Source organism: Pantoea sp. Mb-10 (assembly GCF_021272205.1).
Classification (GTDB): domain Bacteria; phylum Pseudomonadota; class Gammaproteobacteria; order Enterobacterales; family Enterobacteriaceae; genus Pantoea.
In genome coordinates this window covers 133,980-152,931 of the sequence record NZ_JAJSDX010000005.1, presented here as the reverse complement: position 1 = coordinate 152,931, position 18,952 = coordinate 133,980, and the positions used below count along the sequence as shown (strand labels likewise).

Below are 18,952 nucleotides of genomic sequence, written 5' to 3'. Positions count from 1 at the left end.
TGACATCTACGCAGTCCTCAATAAGGAGATCCCTGATGAAGCTCTACTGCAAGCCCGGCGCCTGTTCGCTTTCGCCCCACATCGTCGCGCGAGAGTGCGGCGTCGACTTTACGCAAATTAATGTCGACCTACAGAAAAAAGTCACCGAGCTGGGTGAAGATTACTGGCAGATTAATCCGCGGGGACAAGTGCCCGCCTTGCAGTTTGACGACGGCACGCTGCTGACCGAGGGCGTGGCGATTGTGCAGTATCTGGCAGATTTAAAACCCGACCGCCATCTGCTGGCACCCACGGGCAGCCTGACGCGCTACCACACGCTATCATGGCTGAGTTTTATCAGCAGCGAGCTGCATAAGTCGTTTACGCCGCTGTTTCGCCCTGATACGCCTGAAGCGTATAAGCCGATCGTGCGTGCGCAATTAGAGAAAAAGTTCCAGAGCGTGAATGAGGCGTTGCAAGATAAGCAGTGGCTGATGGGGCTACGCTTTACCGTGGCAGACGCTTATCTGTACGTGGTGACGCGCTGGGCCAACGCGCTGGAATTGGATATCAGTGGCCTGACGGCGCTTAACGCCTGGTTCGAGCGAGTTGCGGAGCGCCCTGCGGTGCAGGCGGCGCTGCAAGCGGAAGGGTTACGCTAAGTGTTAACGCCGGTGGGCGCCGCGCGGCCGCCCACCGGCAGACTGTTTAGCGTTTTTCCGCCGCAAAGTGCTGGGTGGGATGCGCAATGGCGTCCTGGGCTGCCACCAGCTGCAACTCGTATTCGCCCATCTGGTGAGTTTTCACCATCACTTCATACACGGCTGCCGTAACGTGCTCCAGCGCCTCCTTCAGGCTTTTTCCGTGCAGCAGATCCACCAGCAGCAGACCGCTGGTTAAATCCCCCACGCCCACCGGCTGACGCACGCCGAAATCCACCAGCGGACGGCTGATATGCCAACTCTCCTCAGCGGTGACTAACAGCATTTCAAAACGGTCGCTACGCTCGCCGGCACGCGCCAAATGCTTCACCAGCACCACTTTTGGGCCTTGCGCGATGAGCGCGCGCGCCGCGGCAATCGCCTGCGCCACGTCGGTGATATCGCGTCCGCTGAGCATCTCCAGCTCAAGCAGATTGGGCGCAACCATGTCGCTGGCAGGCAGCGCCTTTTTGCAGTGAAACTCCGCGACGCCCGGTGCCACGATACAGCCCTTCTCTGGGTGCCCCATCACCGGATCGCAAAAGAACCAGGCGTTGGGGTTGGCCGCTTTCACCATACGCACGATTTCCAGGATCTGTTCGCCCTGCTCCGCTGACCCCAGGTAGCCACTCAATACGGCGTCACAGGTTTTCAGCCGATCAACCGCGGCGATGCCTTTAACGATATCGGTAAGATGGGTCGCCGGCATGACGGTACCTGTCCAGTGACCGTACTGCGTGTGGTTGGAGAACTGCACGGTGTTGAGTGGCCATACGTTGGCCCCCATTCGACGCATCGGGAACTCAGCGGCGCTGTTACCGGCGTGGCCGTACACCACGTGAGACTGTATTGCGAGGATGTTTTTCATTGTTAACCTGTTACTGCCTTGCCATAAAAAAAGGGCCGTCGCAGCGGCCCTCTGATCTTACTGCCAGGTGATCAGGCAGTAGTGTTTCTTGCCGCGACGCAACAGCGTGAAGCGACCAAACAGTTTATCGCTGTCGCTGAAGCGGTACTCCGCATCAGATTGCTTCTCACCGTTTACCGAGACGGCATTCGAGCCGATCATGGTGCGCGCCTGTCCGCGTGACGGTACCAGCTCCGCCGCCACCAGCGCCTGCTGCAGGTCGTCTTCGGCGTTCAGGGCAATCACCGGCATGCCATCCTGTGCCAGTTGTTCAAAGTCCGCTTCGGTCATGTCACTCAGGCTGCCAGAGAACAGGCTCTCGGTGATGCGTTTTGCCGCCGTCAGGCCCGCTTCGCCGTGTACCAGACGCGTCACTTCCTCTGCCAGCACATACTGCGCGCGTGGCGCTTTGCCGCTGTTTTTATCTTCTTCTTCAAGCGCGTTGATGGCGTCAATCGGCATAAAGGTAAAGAATTTCAGGAAGCGATACACGTCCGCATCCGCGGTGTTGATCCAGAACTGGTAGAATTTGTACGGGCTGGTTTTTTTCGGATCGAGCCAAACCGCGCCGCCTTCTGTTTTACCAAATTTGGTGCCGTCTGATTTGGTGATCAGCGGTACGGTCAGCCCCCAGGTTTGCTGCTGATGCAAACGACGCGTCAGGTCAATACCGGAGGTGATGTTGCCCCACTGATCGGACCCGCCAATTTGCAGCACAACGCCGTGGCGCTTGTACAGCTCAGCAAAGTCATATCCCTGCAGCAGGTTATAGGAAAACTCGGTGTACGAGATGCCTTGATCTTCACGGTTCAGGCGCTGTTTCACGGCTTCACGGTTGATCATCTGATTGACCGAGAAGTGTTTCCCGATGTCGCGCAGGAAGGTCAGCACGTTCATGCCGCCAAACCAGTCGTAGTTATTCGCGGCAATCGCGCTGTTTTCCCCACAGTCGAAGCTCAGGAACGGCGCGACCTGACTACGGATTTTGTTAACCCACTCGCCGACGGTGTCTTCGGTGTTGAGTTTACGTTCTGCTGCTTTAAAGCTGGGATCGCCAATCAGACCGGTGGCCCCGCCCACCAGCGCAACCGGCTTGTGTCCGGCATCCTGAAAACGCTTCAGGCAGAGCAGCGGCACCAGATGGCCCAAATGCAAGCTATCCGCGGTCGGATCAAAGCCGCAATAGAGTGCGATTGGCCCTTGCGCCAGTCGTGCTGCTAACGCGTCTTCATCCGTTACCTGGGCAATCAAGCCCCGTTCTTGCAATTGTTGTATCAGGTTACTGCTGGTCATCAATGACTCCAAATTGATCGGGCTGCACCTGGGCTGGTACACAGCTTTCCGCTGACGTGCGGAGACGAAAAAAATGAGGGCTATAGCATAAAGCGCTGACGCCAACTGCGCCAGCGTTGTGAGGGGATAAAAGGCGTTTTACGGGGCTAAACGGTCAATCGTCCAGCCATTGGCGTCGCGCTGGTAAATAAAGCGGTCGTGCAGACGATGTTCACCGCCCTGCCAAAACTCAACCGTATGGAATTGCACGCGAAAACCGCCCCAAAAGCTGGGCAGCGGCACCTCGCCCTGCTGAAACTTTTGCTTGAGCTCCAGAAACTTGCCTTCCAGCACGCCGCGCGCCGAAATACGGCTGGACTGTTTCGAGACCCAGGCGCCAATTTGGCTGTCACGTGGGCGACTGCTGAAGTACTTGAGCACCTCAACCGACGACAGTTTTTCCACTTTGCCCAGCACCATCACCTGACGCTCAAGGAAGTGCCAGGGAAAATGCAGCGAGATGCACGGATTACCTGCCAACTGGAGCGCCTTACGGCTGCCAAGATTGGTGTAAAACACCATGCCACGGTCGTCGAAATGCTTCAGTAACACCATGCGCTGATAAGGCTGACCGTGGCTGTCCACCGTGGCCACCGTCATGGCGGTGGGATCGGGCAACTGCGCGTCACACGCCTGCTTCAGCCAGTGTTCAAACAGCGCCAGCGGGTTGGCGGGCAAATCCTTACGCCGCAGCCCGCCGCGGGTGTACTCCCGGCGCAGGTGGGCAATGTGTTGTAAGCTGTCGTTATCGCTCATGCGGATTCTCTCGGTTAACGCGCCGCGGGCGCGGCCTGCTGCAGTTGACAATCGTTGATGACGATTTTTTCATTGCGCTCAACAAATGCGCTGTCACCTTTTGACCAAAACACATAGGTGCCGTCACTGTAACGCGCACCAGACGCCGACACGGACTCTTTCAGGGTCAGCGGCTTACCGTCCAGTATAAAACTGACCTGCTGCCTGGCGTTATCTTGCGTCACGGTCAGCGGCAGCGTGCCGCATTGATAACGCAGGGTTTGCGGCCCTGGAGCCGGTTTGTGCAGTAGGCTACAGCCGGTTAAAAGCGTCGCGCTGGCCAGCAGCGCAAGGATCATTTTCATGGTTACTCCTTAGCGTAAAGGTCGAACATTGGCGGGCCAGATGGCGCCCAACACGCTCATTTCGCGCGCGCCGGTAACGGAAGGGAGATTGCCCGGCAGTCCCGACAGGGTGCGAAAAGCCAGCCAGGCAAACGCCAGCGCCTCCATATCGTCGCCGCGGATCCCAGCCGTGTCCGTGGTGGTAACATCGGTATCCGGCAGATGTGCCGCTAAACGTGACATCAGCAGCGGATTGCGGCTACCGCCGCCGCACACCAGCAGGCGATCGCAGCCGCCGTGTGACTGTATTTGATGCGCGATGGTCAGCGCGGTGAGCTCGCACAGCGTGGCCTGGACATCCTGCGCGGCCAGCGTCGGAAAACGCTGCAGCTGGCGCGTAATCCACGCCAGATTAAAATATTCGCGCCCGGTGCTTTTCGGCGGTGGCAAGGCAAACCAGGGATCGGCAAGCATCTCTTCTAACAGTGCCGGCACCACATGGCCGCTGCGCGCCCAGTTGCCATCGCTGTCGTATGTCGCGCCGTTGTGCTGGCCAATCCAGGCGTCCATCAGCATGTTGCCAGGCCCGGTGTCAAAACCGCGCACCGGCAGGCCGGGGATCAGCAAGGAAAGGTTAGCGATCCCGCCGACATTGAGCACCATGCGCCGCTCACTGCTGTGCATCAACAGCGCCTGGTGAAAAGCCGGCACCAGCGGGGCACCTTGTCCGCCCAACGCCATATCGCGTCGACGAAAATCGCCCACGACCGTCACGCCCGTGGCGGCTGCGATGACATTGTTATCGCCAATTTGCAGCGTATGCGGCGCCTCGCCGTGCGGCTCGTGCCAAACCGTTTGTCCGTGGCAGCCAATGGCCACAATATCGCTGGCATCCAGCGACTGCTGCCGCATCAGCGCGACCACGGCATCCGCAAACAGTCGTCCCAGCTGCGTATCCAGGCGCCCTAGCTGCGACAGCGTGAGGGATTGGCCCTGGCAGATAGCCAGCACCTGCTGTTTGAGCGCCGACGGAAAGGGATGGCAGTAGCTTGCTTGCTGCACCACCATTTTTTCATCAATAGCCGCCAGCACCACGTCTACGCCATCAAGGCTGGTGCCAGACATTACGCCAATGTAGCGTCCTGATTTCATACAATGTCCTTGTGCCACTTCGCGCAGCGAGTGATTGCTTTCTAGCCTCGCAAATTACGGTCGCTAATTCTATGATAAAAATCCCTTTTTTACCCCTTTGCCCTCTCGTGTGCCGTGCTGGCTTTTTTTTAACGGAAAATTGAATTTTTGTTGAGGCATTGCGGTCTATGCTTCGCCCAGCGCGTTTACGTTGAACGCAAAGTCAACCACCTGTTTTCTGGCTTATACTCTGTGCAGTACAGGATATGAATGTGGCGTTTTAATGCATAAGGAGTTTTCGATGATCAAGCGTTTTGTAGCCGTTGCACTGACAGGTTTAACCTTGGCTGGCTGTGCCAACAACGACACCCTTTCCGGCGACGTCTATAGCGCCAGCGAAGCTAAACAGGTGCAAAGCGTTTCTTACGGTACGCTCGTGTCCGTGCGCCCGGTTAAGATTCAGGGCGGCGATGACAGTAACATTATTGGCGCGATCGGGGGTGCGGTACTGGGTGGCTTCCTCGGTAATACTATCGGCGGCGGCACTGGCCGCAGCTTAGCCACCGCAGGCGGTGCAGTCTTGGGCGGCGTGGCGGGCCAAGGTGTGCAGGGTTCGCTAAACAAATCTGATGGTGTTGAGCTGGAAATTCGCAAAGATGATGGCAACACCATCATGGTGGTGCAGAAACAGTCTGCCAGCCGCTACTCTGTTGGCCAGCGCGTGGTAATGGCGTCCAACGGCAGCCAAGTGACCGTGTCACCTCGATAAGCTGTTCCCAAAAAAAACCGACGCCGGGCGTCGGTTTTTTTATTTCTCTCGATGGTGCAATTCGAGAATATTTTTTTCCAGCCGCGCGATAAGCGTCACCATTTGATTAATCTCTTCCAGGCTGATACCCGCAAGAATGTCATCGCGGGTGGCGTCAATGACGTTTTCGACCTGTTCGATAATGGGCTCCGCTTCACGCGTCAGTTTAATGCGCTTGGCGCGACGGTCATTGGCGCAGGTGGAGCGCGTGATCAATCCTTTCTCTTCAAGCTGGTCCAGCGTGCGAACCAGCGAAGGTTGCTCGATACCGATCGCTTTCGCCAGTTGAATTTGGGACTGCTCAGGCGGCAGCTGGTGGATGTTATGCAGCGTCACCCAGTGCGTTTGCGTTAACTCAAGGGGCTTGAGGCGCTGATCGATTAAGGCGCGCCAAATGCGCACCAGGCGAGAGAGATCGCTTCCGAGAGGCGTATCCATTTCATCTCCTTATAATTAGCTTGCTAGCTATCAAGCCGGATTTTACACTATTCTGCGAGTTTGCAGGATAAATTACAAATCGCGGGCAAAATGCGCACAAGCGGTTCCTATTGACAATATTGCGCGTCTTGACGATTAAAATCTTCTTGCAGCTGGGTAAGGCTTTTTTGTCCCTCAAAGCGCGTTTTATCTTGCTCGGTCATCGGCTCGATCACGAGCGCTTTTTCCTCTGAGGAGTAGATAAAGCGACGGTTGAGCGTGTCACCAGTGAAGCTTTTACCGCTGATACCGCCGCACACCACGGTCATGGTGTGATGGAACGTTTCGGTATGGGTAAAGTCGGTTTCAGTGGCGCTGCGCAGCACATTTTGGCAGCCTTTCGCACGCAGCTGTTCTAGCGTACGTTGCGTGAGCCATTCGCGCCCCCGTGCCACCTTCTCGCAGTTGACGCGTAAGGGGTTCGAGTCGATAACTCGCTGTAACTGCCGGCTGGCCTCCAAACGGAGTTGCGTATCATTGGGCTGATCGCATCCCGCTAACAGCAGCAGCCCCAACAGTACTAATCCGCGCGTTTTCATGCCTTCCCCTGAATGGTTCTTTTCCTTGACCCGCATCATAAGCCGTTTGGCACGCAGAAAGTAGTAAGAAAATGGCGCAGAACTTTTCAGCCCTGCGCTGTCTCTTTGCAATCTTACAGCGAGATTACACCGCAGGCCAGGCGTGCGCCCCCGCCACCCAGCGGCTGCGGTCGGTCGGCATGATTATCGCCACCCACGTGTACCATCAGCGCTTTACCCTTGATCTCCCGCAGCGATTTGATGCGCGGCGCAACCACCGGATAGTTCGCGGTGCCGTCTGCCGTAACGTAGAGCGCGGGTAAATCGCCTAAATGTCCCTCCGCATAAGGTCCGAGGTGTTTACCGCTGTGAGTAGGATCGAGGTGCCCTCCCGCTGCCCCCGCCGCCACGGTTTTACCGTTGGATTCGCCGGGTTCACAGCTGCCGTTGGCATGCACGTGAAAACCGTGAATGCCCGGTTCGAGTCCGCTGAGATGCGGCGCAAACTGCACGCCGTAGGGCGTCTCACTGAGGGTCACCACGCCGATGGCGGCCCCCACGCCCTGTGCGGTGACCTTATGCAGCGTCACCTCTTGGGTCGCAGCCTGGGCCCCGATCGCAAATGCCAACACGAATGTAGCAATAAGCCTTTTTTTCATAACGTCTCCTGACGGTAACGATTCCCGTTAAGTCTGGACCGAATTGCTGGATGCCGCCGCAGTTTGACGTAGCTTTACGCTTTAGGGGACATCGTAGCCGAGCGCGGCTTTACGAATGCGGAACCACTGCTGGCGTGACAGCGCCAATCGGCAAGCTTCAACCGCTTCTGTCACGCGTGCCGTTTTCCCGGAGCCAATGATCGGCAGCGGCCGTGATGGCAGCATTTGCACCCACGCATACACCACCTGCTCAATGGTACGCGCCCCCGTTTCCTCACGGACACACTCAAGCTCATCGCGCAGCGGCTGAGCGTGAGGATCGTTAAATAAGCGTCCACCCGCCAGGCACGACCACGCCATGGGACGCATGCGTAGCTGCTGACACTGATCGAGTGTGCCGTCCAGCAGCGTTGACTGTTCCAGCGGGGAAATTTCAACCTGATTAGTGACCAAACTAAAAGGCAATCGGGACTGAAGCAAGGTGAACTGCGACGGGGTAAAGTTCGATACGCCAAAATGGCGCACTTTCCCGCTTTGATGGAGAGCGATAAAGGCTTCGGCCACCTCGTCGGCGTCCATGAGCGGGTCCGGGCGATGAATCAGCAGCACATCAATATAATCGGTGGCAAAGTGACGCAGTGACGCCTCGGCGCTGGCACGAATGTGACGGGCATCGGTGATGTAGTGCCCAATGCGGTGTTCCGCGCGCGCGCGGGTGGCAATGCCGCATTTGGTGACAATTTGCAGCTGCTCACGCAGGCCCGGCGCCAGACGCAGCGCCTCGCCAAACGCCGCTTCACAGCCGTAATCCCCATAAATGTCCGCGTGATCAACCGTGGTAATGCCCAGCGAGAGATGGTGCTCAATAAACGCAACGCGCTGCTGAGGCGTCATCGTCCATTCGAGCAGGCGCCAGTAGCCCATGATCAGCGGTGAAAAAGCGGGGCCCTGTGGGGCAATTGATTGTGGTTCTAACATCCGATAACTCCCTCGAACACGCAGACGATGTAGTGAAAGGGAGTATAACGGAAGGCACACGCAAAGCGGTGTTAAAACAGCGACGGTTGCTCGGGGTCTGGCGTTTCGTCACCTTTTTGTTTTTTATGCAGCCGCAGCCAGCGTTGACGGCACAAGCGCAACACCTCTCGCTTCTGTGCATCCGTGAATTGCATCCAATTAAAACGTTCCTCCCGGCTGCGCAAACACCCCACGCAATATCCGCGCGCATCGGTCTGGCAGATACCGCGGCACGGGCTGGGAACGGGAAAAAACTCTAATTGCTCAGGCACACCACCTCCGCCAGTTAGCTTTTCTCTATAGTCATAACAGGTCACAGGGATTGTGCAAAGCCTGTTGGCTTATTGCCGCTTATCCGTGCTAATTCCTGGCATTGATTTGTCCGCCCTGTGTTAAGGTTTTCCTCATCTTGCAATCCTATGATTGTCACAATTTTCTTAACTAATGAGTTTTCATGAAAGTGGCCATCCGGTTACAGTGTCACGCCAACCTGTTTAATTTGCTGGCGGCGCTGTTTTTTACCTTTGTGTTAAATGGACTGTTTTTATTCCGCGCCTGGGAAATCATCGCTTACGATCGCCTTCACGACTATCTGTTTGCCGCCAGTATGCCCCTTGTGCTGGCCAGCGCGTTTTATTTGATTTTCTCCCTGCTCGCCTGGCCTTGGGTACGCAAGCCGCTGCTGGCGGTTATGGTCGTGGTGAGTGCCGCCGCGAACTACTTTATGTATAGCTTCGGCACGGTCATTGACACCAACATGATTCAAAACGTATTTGAATCGGATCCGCAGGAAGCGATGGCGCTCATCAGTACGCGCTATGCGGTATGGATGATCTTGATGGGTGTACTGCCGGTTATCGTCATCTGCCTGGTGCGCATCAAACGCGGTCAGCGCTGGTGGTGGAGCCTGCTGCACCGCCTGGCAAGCGCGCTGGGTGCCCTGCTGCTGATTTTGCTGATGGGCGTGCTTTTTTATAAAGATTACGCCTCGCTGATTCGCAATAACAAAGGTTTGGTCAAGATGATCACGCCGGTGAACGTCGTGAGCGGCGCCGGACATTATCTTGATCACCGTTTCTTGCAAGGGAGCCAGGCGCTGGTAAAAATTGGGCAGGATGCGCACAAAGGCCCGCTTATTCGTGCTAATGCGAAAAAAACGCTGGTGGTTCTGGTGGTAGGGGAAACCGCGCGTGCTGAAAACTTCTCGCTCGGGGGCTATGCGCGTGAAACCAACCCTGAACTGAAAAAACAGCAGGTTATTTACTATCAAAATGCCAGCTCTTGCGGCACCGAGACCGCCATCTCCGTCCCCTGTATGTTCTCTAATATGCCGCGACAGCACTACGATGCTAATCTGGCGCACCATCAGGAAGGGTTACTTGACGTCCTGGCGCACGCCGGGGTTAGCGTGCTGTGGCGCGAAAACGATGGTGGCTGCAAAGGCGCATGCAGCCGTGTGCCGCACAGTGATATGACGATGTGGCGTTTATCAGAATATTGCCACGACGGCTTTTGCCAGGACGACGTGTTACTGCATCGTCTTGACAACTACCTTGATAGCCTGCACAACGATGGCATCGTGGTACTGCACCAGATGGGCAGCCATGGCCCGGCTTATTACCAGCGCTATCCTGACAAGTTCCGCCGCTTTTTACCCACGTGCGACAGCAAACAGATTCAAGATTGCGATCACCAAGCCTTGGTCAACACCTACGACAATACCCTGTTGTATACCGATGACATGGTGAGCCGAACGATCGATAAGCTGAAAGCGCTCAGCGATCGTTTTAACGTGGCGCTGGTTTATCTCTCCGACCACGGCGAATCGCTCGGTGAGCACGGCATGTATCTGCACGGTGCGCCCTACCTGTTCGCCCCTTCGCAGCAGACGCATATTCCGCTTTTGCTCTGGCTTTCGCCTGGCTACGAAACCGCCTACCACATTGACGACGCGTGTTTACGTCAGCAAGCTGCGGGCGCGCCGGTGTCGCAGGACAACCTTTTCCATACCGTGTTGGGCATGTTCAATATTCAAACTCAGCAGTATCAGCCTGCCCTGGATATGATCAAATCGTGCCAGCCGACAACCGCTGATTTGCATTAGACCGACTGGTCTACTACTCTGTTGGGCATGAATAAGAGTTCGCAACGCAATGAAACCCGTGAACACCTGCTTGCTGTTGGCGAGCAGGTGTGCCTGCAGCGCGGCTTCACGGGAATGGGTCTGAGTGAGATGCTGGCACTGGCAAAAGTGCCAAAGGGCTCCTTTTACCACTATTTTCCCTCGAAAGAAGCGTTTGGCGTCGCGCTGCTTGAGCGCTACTTCAACCACTTTTTGGCGCAGCTTGAGCAGCAGTTGCATCGCCCCGCCGCGTCAGCGCGCGCGCGGTTCCTCGCCCATTTCCGCTACGCCGAAACGCTGTTTATTGAGCAGGGGCATATTATGGGATGCCTGGGCGTGAAGCTCTCAGCAGAAGTGTGCGATCTCTCTGAGCCGATGCGCACTGCGCTACAGCAGGGTGCCAATGCGGTTATCGCGGCTTATGCAGCGTGCCTGACAGAGGTCGCGGCTTTCCAACCGCTGCCGTTCGATCAGACGCCGCAACAGCTGGCTCAGCGCTGCTACCTGCTGTGGCTCGGCGCCAGCTTGCAGAGCAAAATATCTCGGGAGTCAGGCCCTATTAGTCTGGCGCTCGACACCATCGAACAGTGGCTTGCAAGCCGCTGATTTAAAAAAAGCCCTTTCAAGACGACCGGTCTACTATTAGGAGACACCATGGCGAGCAAACAGCTGTTTACCCCACTGAAAGTGGGCGCGATCACCGTACCCAATCGCGTATTTATGGCCCCGCTGACGCGTCTACGCAGCATTGAGCCAGGCGATATTCCTACGCCGCTGATGGCGGAGTACTATCAGCAGCGCGCCAGCGCCGGCTTGATCATCACCGAAGCCACGCAGGTCTCCTTCCAGGCGAAAGGTTACGCGGGTGCACCCGGGTTGCACACCGACGAGCAAATAGCGGCTTGGAAGCGGATTAACGAAGGTATTCACGCCGCCAACGGTCACAGCGCCGTCCAACTGTGGCACACTGGCCGTATTTCTCATCACAGCGTACAGCCTGGCGGTGAGGCACCCGTGGCGCCCTCAGCGCTGCCAGCGGGTACGCGCACCTCACTGCGTGCCGAAGATGGATCGGTCTACCGTGAAGATACGTCCATGCCGCGCGCGCTAACGGTGCCGGAAATTCAGCAAATCGTAAAAGATTTTGGCCAAGCTGCGGCTAACGCACGCGAGGCAGATTTTGATTTGCTGGAGCTGCACTCGGCGCACGGCTACCTGATGCATCAGTTCCTGGCGCCGGGCTCTAACCAGCGCACCGATGAATATGGCGGTTCCATCGAGAAACGCGGCCGTTTTGCGCTGGAAGTCGTGGACGCGGCGATTGCCAACTGGTCTGCTGACCGCGTAGGCATTCGTATCTCCCCGATTGGTGCGTTCCAGAATTTGGACAACGGCCCGGATGAAGAAGAAGCGGCGCTGTGGTACATCAGCGAGCTGGGCAAGCGTGGCCTGGCGTATCTGCATCTCTCCGAGCCTGACTGGGCTGGCGGCAAACCTTACACCGATGCGTTCCGTGAAAAAGTGCGCGCGCGCTTCCCTGGCGTGATCATTGGTGCCGGCGCGTATACCGTAGAAAAAGCGGACGATCTCATTGCCCGTGGCCTCATCGATGCGGTGGCCTTTGGCCGCGACTTTATCGCCAACCCGGATCTGGTCGCGCGCTTGCAACAGGATGCGCCGCTGAATCCACAGCGCCCGGAAAGCTTCTATGGCGGCGGTGCGGAAGGCTATACCGACTACCCTACCCTGTAATTAGCTGCGGTCGCCCTGTGCTGGCGACCGCTGCGTTTAAGCCCGGCATTACGGGCTATACTGTGTTTGCCAGCGTCATTCCCCGATGACGTGATTAAAAAGAGGATGTTATGCGTTTACTTCATACCATGCTGCGCGTTGGCGATCTGCAACGCTCGATTGATTTCTACACCCGCGTGTTAGGCATGCGCGTGCTGCGCCAGAGCGAAAACAGCGAGTACAAATACACCCTCGCTTTTGTGGGCTATACCGAAGAGAGCGAAGGTGCGGTTATTGAGCTGACCTACAATTGGGGCGTGGATAAATACGAACTGGGTAATGCTTACGGCCACATTGCGCTGGGCGTGGATAACGTCGCCGAGACCTGCGAGCGTATCCGCAGTGCGGGCGGTAACGTCACGCGCGAAGCGGGTCCCGTTAAAGGCGGCTCCACGATCATCGCGTTTGTTGAAGATCCAGACGGCTATAAAATTGAGCTGATTGAAAACAAACATGCCGGCAACGGCCTCGGCAACTGATTGCCGCCACCAGTCCACGCACGTGGACTGGTTTCTCTCCTGCTGCACCCCTCCGCAATTTTTGCCATAATGCGCGCTGCCCCATTCAATGCTATGAGATCCTGATGTCTGAATCGAACGCTCCAAACGCCCTTCATCAACGCTTTCGCGGTTTTTACCCTGTGGTCATTGACGTTGAGACGGCCGGCTTCAATGCGCAAACCGACGCGCTGTTGGAAATCGCGGCCACCACGCTCAAGATGGATGACGATGGTTGGCTTCATCGCGATGAAACTCTGCATTTTCACGTGGAGCCATTTGAAGGCGCGCTGCTGCATCCTGAAGCGCTGGCGTTTACCGGCATCGATCCCCACAACCCTTTACGCGGTGCCGTCAGTGAATATGAGGCGCTGCATGCCATTTTTAAGATGGTGCGCAAAGGAACCAAAGAGAGCCTCTGCAACCGCGCCATTATTGTCGCGCATAATGCGACTTTTGATCACAATTTCCTGATGGCCGCGGCAGAGCGTGTGGGCCTGAAACGCAATCCGTTCCACCCGTTTGCCACCTTCGACACCGCCGCGCTGAGCGGTTTAGTGCTGGGGCAAACGGTACTGGCGAAAGCCTGTATTGCTGCGGGCATGGCGTTTGATAGCACCCAAGCGCACTCCGCACTGTATGATACTGAACAAACGGCAACGCTGTTCTGTGAACTGGTGAATCGATGGAAACGGTTGGGTGGCTGGCCACTGCCAGTGAGCGACGCCCCCTCACTCGAGGATGAGACGCACGACAGCGCCGCACAGTAGCTGCAAACAGACATAAAAAAAGGCCGACACTGTCGGCCTTTTTTATTATTCCGCTTCTTTGTGTTTTTCAGCGGTTTCTTTTACCAGCGGCTGAAGCTCACCGCGCTGGAACATCTCAACGATGATATCGCAGCCGCCAACTAACTCGCCGTCAACCCACAGCTGAGGGAACGTAGGCCAGTTTGCATATTTTGGCAGTTCAGCACGGATATCCGGGTTTTGCAGAATATCAACATACGCGAAGCGCTCACCGCAGGCGGAAAGCGCTTGTACAGCCTGCGCAGAGAAACCACAGCTTGGCAGCTTGGGGGAACCTTTCATGTACAGCAGGATCGGGTTTTCTGCGATCTGGCGCTGAATTTTTTCAATAGTACTCATTTATGCCTTCCTTAATGCTCCACTTCGTGTTTGTTTATTGTAGCGACTTAACGCGTACACTGAAAATGGGTTTTTCTCTCAGCCCGGTACGATCGCCATGTTTGTTAAGCCCGCGATGTCTACCCTGTCGATCTCTTTGATGATAAAGCGTGTCAAAATTAATAATCAGCAATAATACGCTGGGTTAACCAGCTGAAATGGCTTACTTTTGCAACAGTTTCTTTCGGTCAAAAGATTAATCGAAAAAGCCCTTACCTTTTCGAAAAAAAGTGGATTAGAATTGCTTCGGCGCTGATCGATGATCAGATTTCTCTTACTTAGCTGCAGCCTCTGTTTGGGTCTGCTTAACCTGTAACCGGACTATGCGTTTACTCATTACGCTTTTCATACTGGCTTTCGCCCAATTGTTCTTTAATGTGGCCTCTGCGTCTCCGCATGCGCCTGTTAATGTCAGTTTGCATAAGGCAGATAAAAAAAGTGCGCGTGAAGATGAACGGCGCAAGCGACGTCCGCTCAAAACCACAGCGAAGAAATCGCGCCTGACCTCCGTACAAAAACTCAAACTCAAAAAACAGCTTCAAACCGCTAAGGCGCCACAAAAATCGGCCCGCAAAAAGATCCTGCTTAAAAGCCCCGTCAAAAAATACGGTCATCAGCGCCCCACAAAAATGGCGCGCACTGACGACGACGACGTGCCGTCGCTGACCGGGATAAAAATGAGTAAATCGCACCGTTTGCGCTATCAAAAGGCGCGTGAGACGGCGATGACTAAATTGATGGGCCAGCTTGGCAAGCCTTATCAGTGGGGTGGCACCTCGCCACACACCGGTTTTGATTGCAGTGGGCTGGTGTGGTACGCCTACAAAGATCTGGTGAAGTACCGTTTCCCCCGCACCGCAAACGAAATGTACCACCTGCGTGACGCCTCCCCCATCAAACGGGAACTGCTGGAAAAAGGCGATCTGGTGTTCTTCCGCATCAACAATCGCGGCACTGCCGATCACGTCGGTGTCTATCTGGGCAACGGTAAATTTATTCAGTCACCTCGTACGGGAAAAGACATCCAAATCAGCGCGCTGGGCGAGGATTATTGGCAAAAGCATTACGTTGGCGCACGCCGCATGATGACGCCCAAAACTATTCGCTAGCCGTTGCGCAACCTCTTTTCGTCATCAGCCGGTCGCGGCATCGCGCACCGGCTTTTTTATTGCCTTTCCACGTGTAAATCTGTTTCTGCCGCTGACGCCTCGCCTTTGCTGGCCTACTTTTGCGGAAACGCGCGGTGTATTTAGCGAAATTTGCCGCGGGTTAGGCAAAGATCTCGTCTTTATTGCGCCAGCTTGCTAGAATCGCCGCCTTTCGTTGCGCAACACACAGAGCGCACGCTATCTTTGCCGCCTGCTAACGCCTTTTTTCCCGTAATTATTGGCGAAAACGTTCCCCATTTGGGGCATAAAACCCTTAGCAGACGCAATCGTTTAACACTATGCTTATCAGCAAGTTGCAATAAGCCGGGAGTTCTTTTTCATGGCAACAATTAAAGATGTGGCAAAACGCGCGGGTGTCTCTACCACCACCGTTTCCCATGTCATCAATAAAACGCGCTTTGTCGCGGAAGAGACGCGTAATGCCGTATGGGAAGCGATCAAAGCGCTTCACTATTCCCCCAGCGCCGTGGCGCGCAGCCTGAAAGTTAACCACACCAAAACGCTGGGGTTGCTTGCCACATCCAGCGAGGCGCCCTATTTTGCAGAAATTATCGAAGCGGTAGAAAACCACTGTTTTGAACGCGGCTACACGCTGATTCTCGGTAACGCCCACAATGATCTGCAAAAACAGCGCGCCTATCTCTCTATGATGGCGCAAAAACGCGTCGACGGACTGCTGGTGATGTGTTCCGAATACCCGGACGATCTGCTGCAAATGCTGGAGGAGAATCGCAATATTCCCATGGTGGTCATGGACTGGGGCGCATCGCGCGGCGATTTCACCGACACCGTTCAAGATAATGCGTTTCACGGCGGTTATCTGGCGGGCCGCTACCTGATTGAGCGCGGTCATCGTGATATTGGCGCCATTCCTGGTCAGATGGAACGCAACACTGGCGGTGGTCGCCATGCGGGCTTTTTGCAAGCCATGAACGAGGCGGGTATCACGGTGCGTCCCGAATGGATCGTGCAAGGTGATTTTGAACCGGAGTCCGGTTATCTAGCCATGCAGCAGATCCTCAACCAAAAGCAGCGCCCCACGGCGGTGTTCTGCGGCGGCGACATCATGGCAATGGGCGCGATATGCGCCGCCGATGAAATGGGCTTGCGCGTGCCGCAGGATATTTCGGTGATCGGTTACGACAATGTGCGCAACGCGCGCTACTTCACCCCCGCCCTGACCACCGTGCATCAACCCAAGGCGCAACTGGGTGAGAAAGCGCTGGAGATGTTGTTAGACAGGATCACCAGTAAACGTGAAGAGCCGCAAACCATCGAAGTGCAGCCGTCGCTGATCGAACGCCGCTCCGTGGCGGATGGCCCCTTCCGTGATTACCGCCGCTAAGCGGCTGACTCGCTAAGCCACTCTTGATTCAGCGTCTCTGCATCGCCCAGGTAAGTCAGCAGCCACGCCAGCGCCGGCGAGGCGCGCTGCTCAGACCAGCTGACGCAGCACGGGCTGTCGGGAAACGGTTGCGCCAAGGTGAGCTCCACCAGCGCACCGCTGTTCAGCAGCGGTCGCGCCAAATGGCCCGGCACCATGCCGACGCACAATCCGTCCTGGAGACACGCCAGGCCGGTATCCCAGTCGGGCACCACCAAACGCCGCTGATTATCGAGCGTCCAGGTCATGCGCCGCGGCAGCGCGCGCGAGGTATCTTCCAAAACCAGAGATGGCCATGCACGCAGCATATCGTCGTCGGGCTGCACGCTGTGTGCCAAGGCGTGACCGGGACTCACGACGCAGCGCCAGTTCAGGGCGCCCATGTCCTGAAAAGCAAAGCGCCCGCCAACCGGGATGGCTTGGGTGGCGCCAATCGCCACATCGACACGCGCATCGGCCAGCGCATCCCAAACGCCGTTAAACACTTCATAGCTGATGACCAGCTCCATGTCCGGAAAGTGGCGATAGAAGTCTTTCACCAACTGGCGCGTGCGTTGCGGCTTGACAATGCAGTCCACGGCGATGCTGAGCTGGCCGCGCCAGCCGTTGGCAAGTTGCTGGCACTGTCGCCGCGTAGCCAGCATTTTTTTGATAACAGCGCGGCCCTCACGCACAAAATGCTCTCCGGCTGGCGTCAGGATCACCTCGCGGTGCTGGCGCTCAAACAGAGGAACAGCCAGCCAGGTTTCTAACTGACGAACGGTGTAGCTGATAGCAGAAGGCACGCGGTGCAACTCCTGCGCCGCCGCGCTGAAGCTGCCCGTGCGGGCAACGGCATCCACCACTTCAAGGGCGTATTCAGACCACATAGTTTCCCTTCAAAAAAATTCACAGCACTGCACAAATATTAGCGTTTCACAAAACGGGATGCACCCTTTTACACTCCTCGGCGTTCATTTTGCCCATGAGAATAAAAATGGTGTCATCGAAAGGATTTCTTCTCTATCTCGCCCTGCTGAGCATGCTGGGCTTTCTTGCGACCGATATGTACCTGCCCGCGTTTGGCGCCATGCAGCATGACCTCGCGTCCTCGCCCGGCGCCATTAGCGCCAGTCTCAGCCTATTTTTAGGCGGCTTTGCCTGCGCCCAAGTGATTTGGGGGCCGCTGTCCGACCGTTTTGGGCGTAAACCTATCTTACTGGCAGGCTTATCGTTATTCGCGCTTGCCTGTCTCGGCATGCTGTGGGTAACAAGCGTGGAGGCGATGCTGACGCTGCGCTTTGTACAGGCCATTGGTGTCTGCGCAGCAGCGGTCAGCTGGCAGGCGCTGGTGGTGGATCGCTACGCCAAAGCGCAGGCGAACAAAGTATTCGCCACCATTATGCCCTTGGTGGCGCTGTCGCCCGCGCTGGCACCGCTTCTGGGCGCATGGCTGATGAGCCATTTTCACTGGCGCAGCATTTTTATTACGCTCACGCTCATCACCGTCCTGCTGCTGCTCGGCACGCTAAGGCTCACGGCGCCCACGCGGCAAACGCCGGCCCACTCACGCGCGCAGCCCGGCTGGCTAGCGATTATGGCGACCCGCATCTGGAGTGGGAACGTGCTGATCTATTCGGCGTGCTCGGCCAGCTTCTTTGCCTGGTTAACCGGCTCGCCGTTTATTCTCGCTTCGGCGGGCTTGACGCCTGCGGATATCGGCCTGAGCTATATTCCGCAAACGGTGGCATTCCTGATCGGTGGCTTTGGCTGCCGCGCCCTGCTTAATCGCGTAAGCGGTGCGCAGTTACTGCCGTGGCTGCTGGTGGTTTACAGCATCAGCGTGTTAAGCCTGTTTGCCGTCGCACTCACCGCCACCTCGTCACTGGTGGCGCTGCTGCTGCCCTTCTGCGGTATGGCGCTGGCCAACGGAGCCATTTATCCCATCGTCGTTGCCAGTGCGCTGGCGCCGTTTCCTCACGCTACGGGCAAAGCCGCTGGGCTACAAAATTTGATGCAGCTGGGCCTGTGCTTCGCGGCTAGCCTGCTGGTGTCTGCGGGGTTGACTGCGGCGCTGTTTAATACCACGTTGGTGATGGCGGCCACGGTGATCCTGGCGTGGGCCGGTTTTATTTGGCAACGTCGCGCAACCGCACAAAGTGATGTTGCTCACTTCTCCACCCCTTGCCAGGATCAGCAGTGAGGCACGCTTATT

The 18,952-nt window shown here is 56.4% G+C and carries 22 protein-coding genes; 10 read left to right on the top strand and 12 right to left on the bottom strand.

Annotated elements, in window-relative coordinates; genetic code table 11:
• The first annotated feature begins 35 nt into the window (after positions 1–35).
• Entirely contained in the window at positions 36–641 is a 606-nt protein-coding gene (gstA, locus tag LU196_RS12150; RefSeq protein WP_232757577.1) for a glutathione transferase GstA, read from the top strand.
• A gap of 46 nt (positions 642–687) precedes the next feature.
• Here the strand turns inward: gstA and pdxY are convergent, their stop codons facing one another.
• The 5 genes from pdxY to anmK all read right to left on the bottom strand — a co-directional run bounded on the left by pdxY (position 688) and on the right by anmK (position 5,150).
• Complete coding sequence (pdxY, locus tag LU196_RS12145; protein ID WP_232757578.1) at positions 688–1,548, bottom strand: pyridoxal kinase PdxY; 861 nt, start codon at positions 1,546–1,548, stop codon at positions 688–690.
• Between the two features lie 57 nt (positions 1,549–1,605).
• The gene (tyrS, locus tag LU196_RS12140) at positions 1,606–2,880 is read right to left on the bottom strand and encodes a tyrosine--tRNA ligase (protein WP_232757579.1); all 1,275 of its coding nucleotides are present in this window, start codon (positions 2,878–2,880) and stop codon (positions 1,606–1,608) included.
• A 138-nt stretch (positions 2,881–3,018) separates the two neighbouring features.
• On the bottom strand, positions 3,019–3,675 hold the full coding sequence (gene pdxH / locus LU196_RS12135; RefSeq protein WP_232757580.1) for a pyridoxamine 5'-phosphate oxidase: 657 nt from the start codon (positions 3,673–3,675) through the stop codon (positions 3,019–3,021).
• 14 nt (positions 3,676–3,689) lie between these two features.
• Positions 3,690–4,019 carry an MliC family protein gene (locus LU196_RS12130; protein WP_370640993.1) on the bottom strand — a complete coding sequence of 110 codons (330 nt, stop codon included), beginning with the start codon at positions 4,017–4,019 and terminating at the stop codon, positions 3,690–3,692.
• A gap of 9 nt (positions 4,020–4,028) precedes the next feature.
• Entirely contained in the window at positions 4,029–5,150 is a 1,122-nt protein-coding gene (anmK, locus tag LU196_RS12125; RefSeq protein ID WP_232757581.1) for an anhydro-N-acetylmuramic acid kinase, read from the bottom strand.
• 280 nt (positions 5,151–5,430) lie between these two features.
• On the opposite strand from anmK, the gene slyB reads away from it, so the two are divergent.
• Positions 5,431–5,898 carry an outer membrane lipoprotein SlyB gene (slyB, locus tag LU196_RS12120; protein ID WP_232757582.1) on the top strand — a complete coding sequence of 156 codons (468 nt, stop codon included), beginning with the start codon at positions 5,431–5,433 and terminating at the stop codon, positions 5,896–5,898.
• A 39-nt stretch (positions 5,899–5,937) separates the two neighbouring features.
• Here slyB and slyA read toward each other — a convergent pair whose 3' ends face one another.
• The 5 genes from slyA to LU196_RS12095 form a co-directional block, all read right to left on the bottom strand.
• Positions 5,938–6,375 carry a transcriptional regulator SlyA gene (slyA, locus tag LU196_RS12115; protein ID WP_232757583.1) on the bottom strand — a complete coding sequence of 146 codons (438 nt, stop codon included), beginning with the start codon at positions 6,373–6,375 and terminating at the stop codon, positions 5,938–5,940.
• A gap of 107 nt (positions 6,376–6,482) precedes the next feature.
• Positions 6,483–6,953 (bottom strand): hypothetical protein, encoded by a 471-nt coding sequence (locus LU196_RS12110; protein ID WP_232757584.1) that lies wholly within the window; start codon positions 6,951–6,953, stop codon positions 6,483–6,485.
• A 113-nt stretch (positions 6,954–7,066) separates the two neighbouring features.
• Positions 7,067–7,591 carry a superoxide dismutase family protein gene (gene sodC / locus LU196_RS12105; protein WP_232757585.1) on the bottom strand — a complete coding sequence of 175 codons (525 nt, stop codon included), beginning with the start codon at positions 7,589–7,591 and terminating at the stop codon, positions 7,067–7,069.
• 81 nt (positions 7,592–7,672) lie between these two features.
• Entirely contained in the window at positions 7,673–8,569 is an 897-nt protein-coding gene (locus LU196_RS12100) for an aldo/keto reductase family oxidoreductase (protein ID WP_232757586.1), read from the bottom strand.
• Positions 8,570–8,640: 71 nt separating this feature from the next.
• Positions 8,641–8,880, bottom strand: coding sequence for a DUF1289 domain-containing protein (locus tag LU196_RS12095; protein ID WP_232758227.1), 240 nt, complete (start codon positions 8,878–8,880; stop codon positions 8,641–8,643).
• Positions 8,881–9,062: 182 nt separating this feature from the next.
• Between LU196_RS12095 and eptA the strand changes: the two genes are divergently transcribed.
• From eptA to rnt, 5 genes are all read left to right on the top strand, one after another.
• Positions 9,063–10,712: a phosphoethanolamine transferase EptA gene (gene eptA / locus LU196_RS12090; protein WP_232757587.1), complete on the top strand. Its 1,650-nt coding sequence runs from the start codon at positions 9,063–9,065 to the stop codon at positions 10,710–10,712.
• A 27-nt stretch (positions 10,713–10,739) separates the two neighbouring features.
• The gene (locus LU196_RS12085) at positions 10,740–11,336 is read left to right on the top strand and encodes a TetR/AcrR family transcriptional regulator (protein ID WP_232757588.1); all 597 of its coding nucleotides are present in this window, start codon (positions 10,740–10,742) and stop codon (positions 11,334–11,336) included.
• Between the two features lie 48 nt (positions 11,337–11,384).
• Positions 11,385–12,482 carry an alkene reductase gene (locus tag LU196_RS12080; RefSeq protein ID WP_232757589.1) on the top strand — a complete coding sequence of 366 codons (1,098 nt, stop codon included), beginning with the start codon at positions 11,385–11,387 and terminating at the stop codon, positions 12,480–12,482.
• A 110-nt stretch (positions 12,483–12,592) separates the two neighbouring features.
• Positions 12,593–13,000, top strand: coding sequence for a lactoylglutathione lyase (gloA, locus tag LU196_RS12075; RefSeq protein WP_232757590.1), 408 nt, complete (start codon positions 12,593–12,595; stop codon positions 12,998–13,000).
• 104 nt (positions 13,001–13,104) lie between these two features.
• Complete coding sequence (gene rnt, locus LU196_RS12070) at positions 13,105–13,788, top strand: ribonuclease T (RefSeq protein ID WP_232757591.1); 684 nt, start codon at positions 13,105–13,107, stop codon at positions 13,786–13,788.
• Between the two features lie 45 nt (positions 13,789–13,833).
• Here the strand turns inward: rnt and LU196_RS12065 are convergent, their stop codons facing one another.
• Positions 13,834–14,166, bottom strand: coding sequence for a Grx4 family monothiol glutaredoxin (locus LU196_RS12065; protein ID WP_232757592.1), 333 nt, complete (start codon positions 14,164–14,166; stop codon positions 13,834–13,836).
• A 362-nt stretch (positions 14,167–14,528) separates the two neighbouring features.
• Between LU196_RS12065 and LU196_RS12060 the strand changes: the two genes are divergently transcribed.
• Complete coding sequence (locus tag LU196_RS12060; protein ID WP_232757593.1) at positions 14,529–15,314, top strand: C40 family peptidase; 786 nt, start codon at positions 14,529–14,531, stop codon at positions 15,312–15,314.
• Positions 15,315–15,693: 379 nt separating this feature from the next.
• A complete protein-coding gene (purR, locus tag LU196_RS12055; protein ID WP_232757594.1) occupies positions 15,694–16,719 on the top strand; it encodes an HTH-type transcriptional repressor PurR in 1,026 nt (341 codons plus the stop codon).
• On the opposite strand, the gene punR is transcribed toward purR, so the two are convergent.
• Positions 16,716–17,627 (bottom strand): DNA-binding transcriptional activator PunR, encoded by a 912-nt coding sequence (punR, locus tag LU196_RS12050; protein WP_232757595.1) that lies wholly within the window; start codon positions 17,625–17,627, stop codon positions 16,716–16,718. The genes purR and punR overlap by 4 nt on opposite strands.
• A 107-nt stretch (positions 17,628–17,734) precedes the next feature.
• Here punR and punC point away from each other — a divergent pair, with 107 nt between their 5' ends.
• On the top strand, positions 17,735–18,940 hold the full coding sequence (gene punC / locus LU196_RS12045) for a purine nucleoside transporter PunC (protein ID WP_232757596.1): 1,206 nt from the start codon (positions 17,735–17,737) through the stop codon (positions 18,938–18,940).
• Positions 18,941–18,952 lie beyond the last annotated feature (12 nt).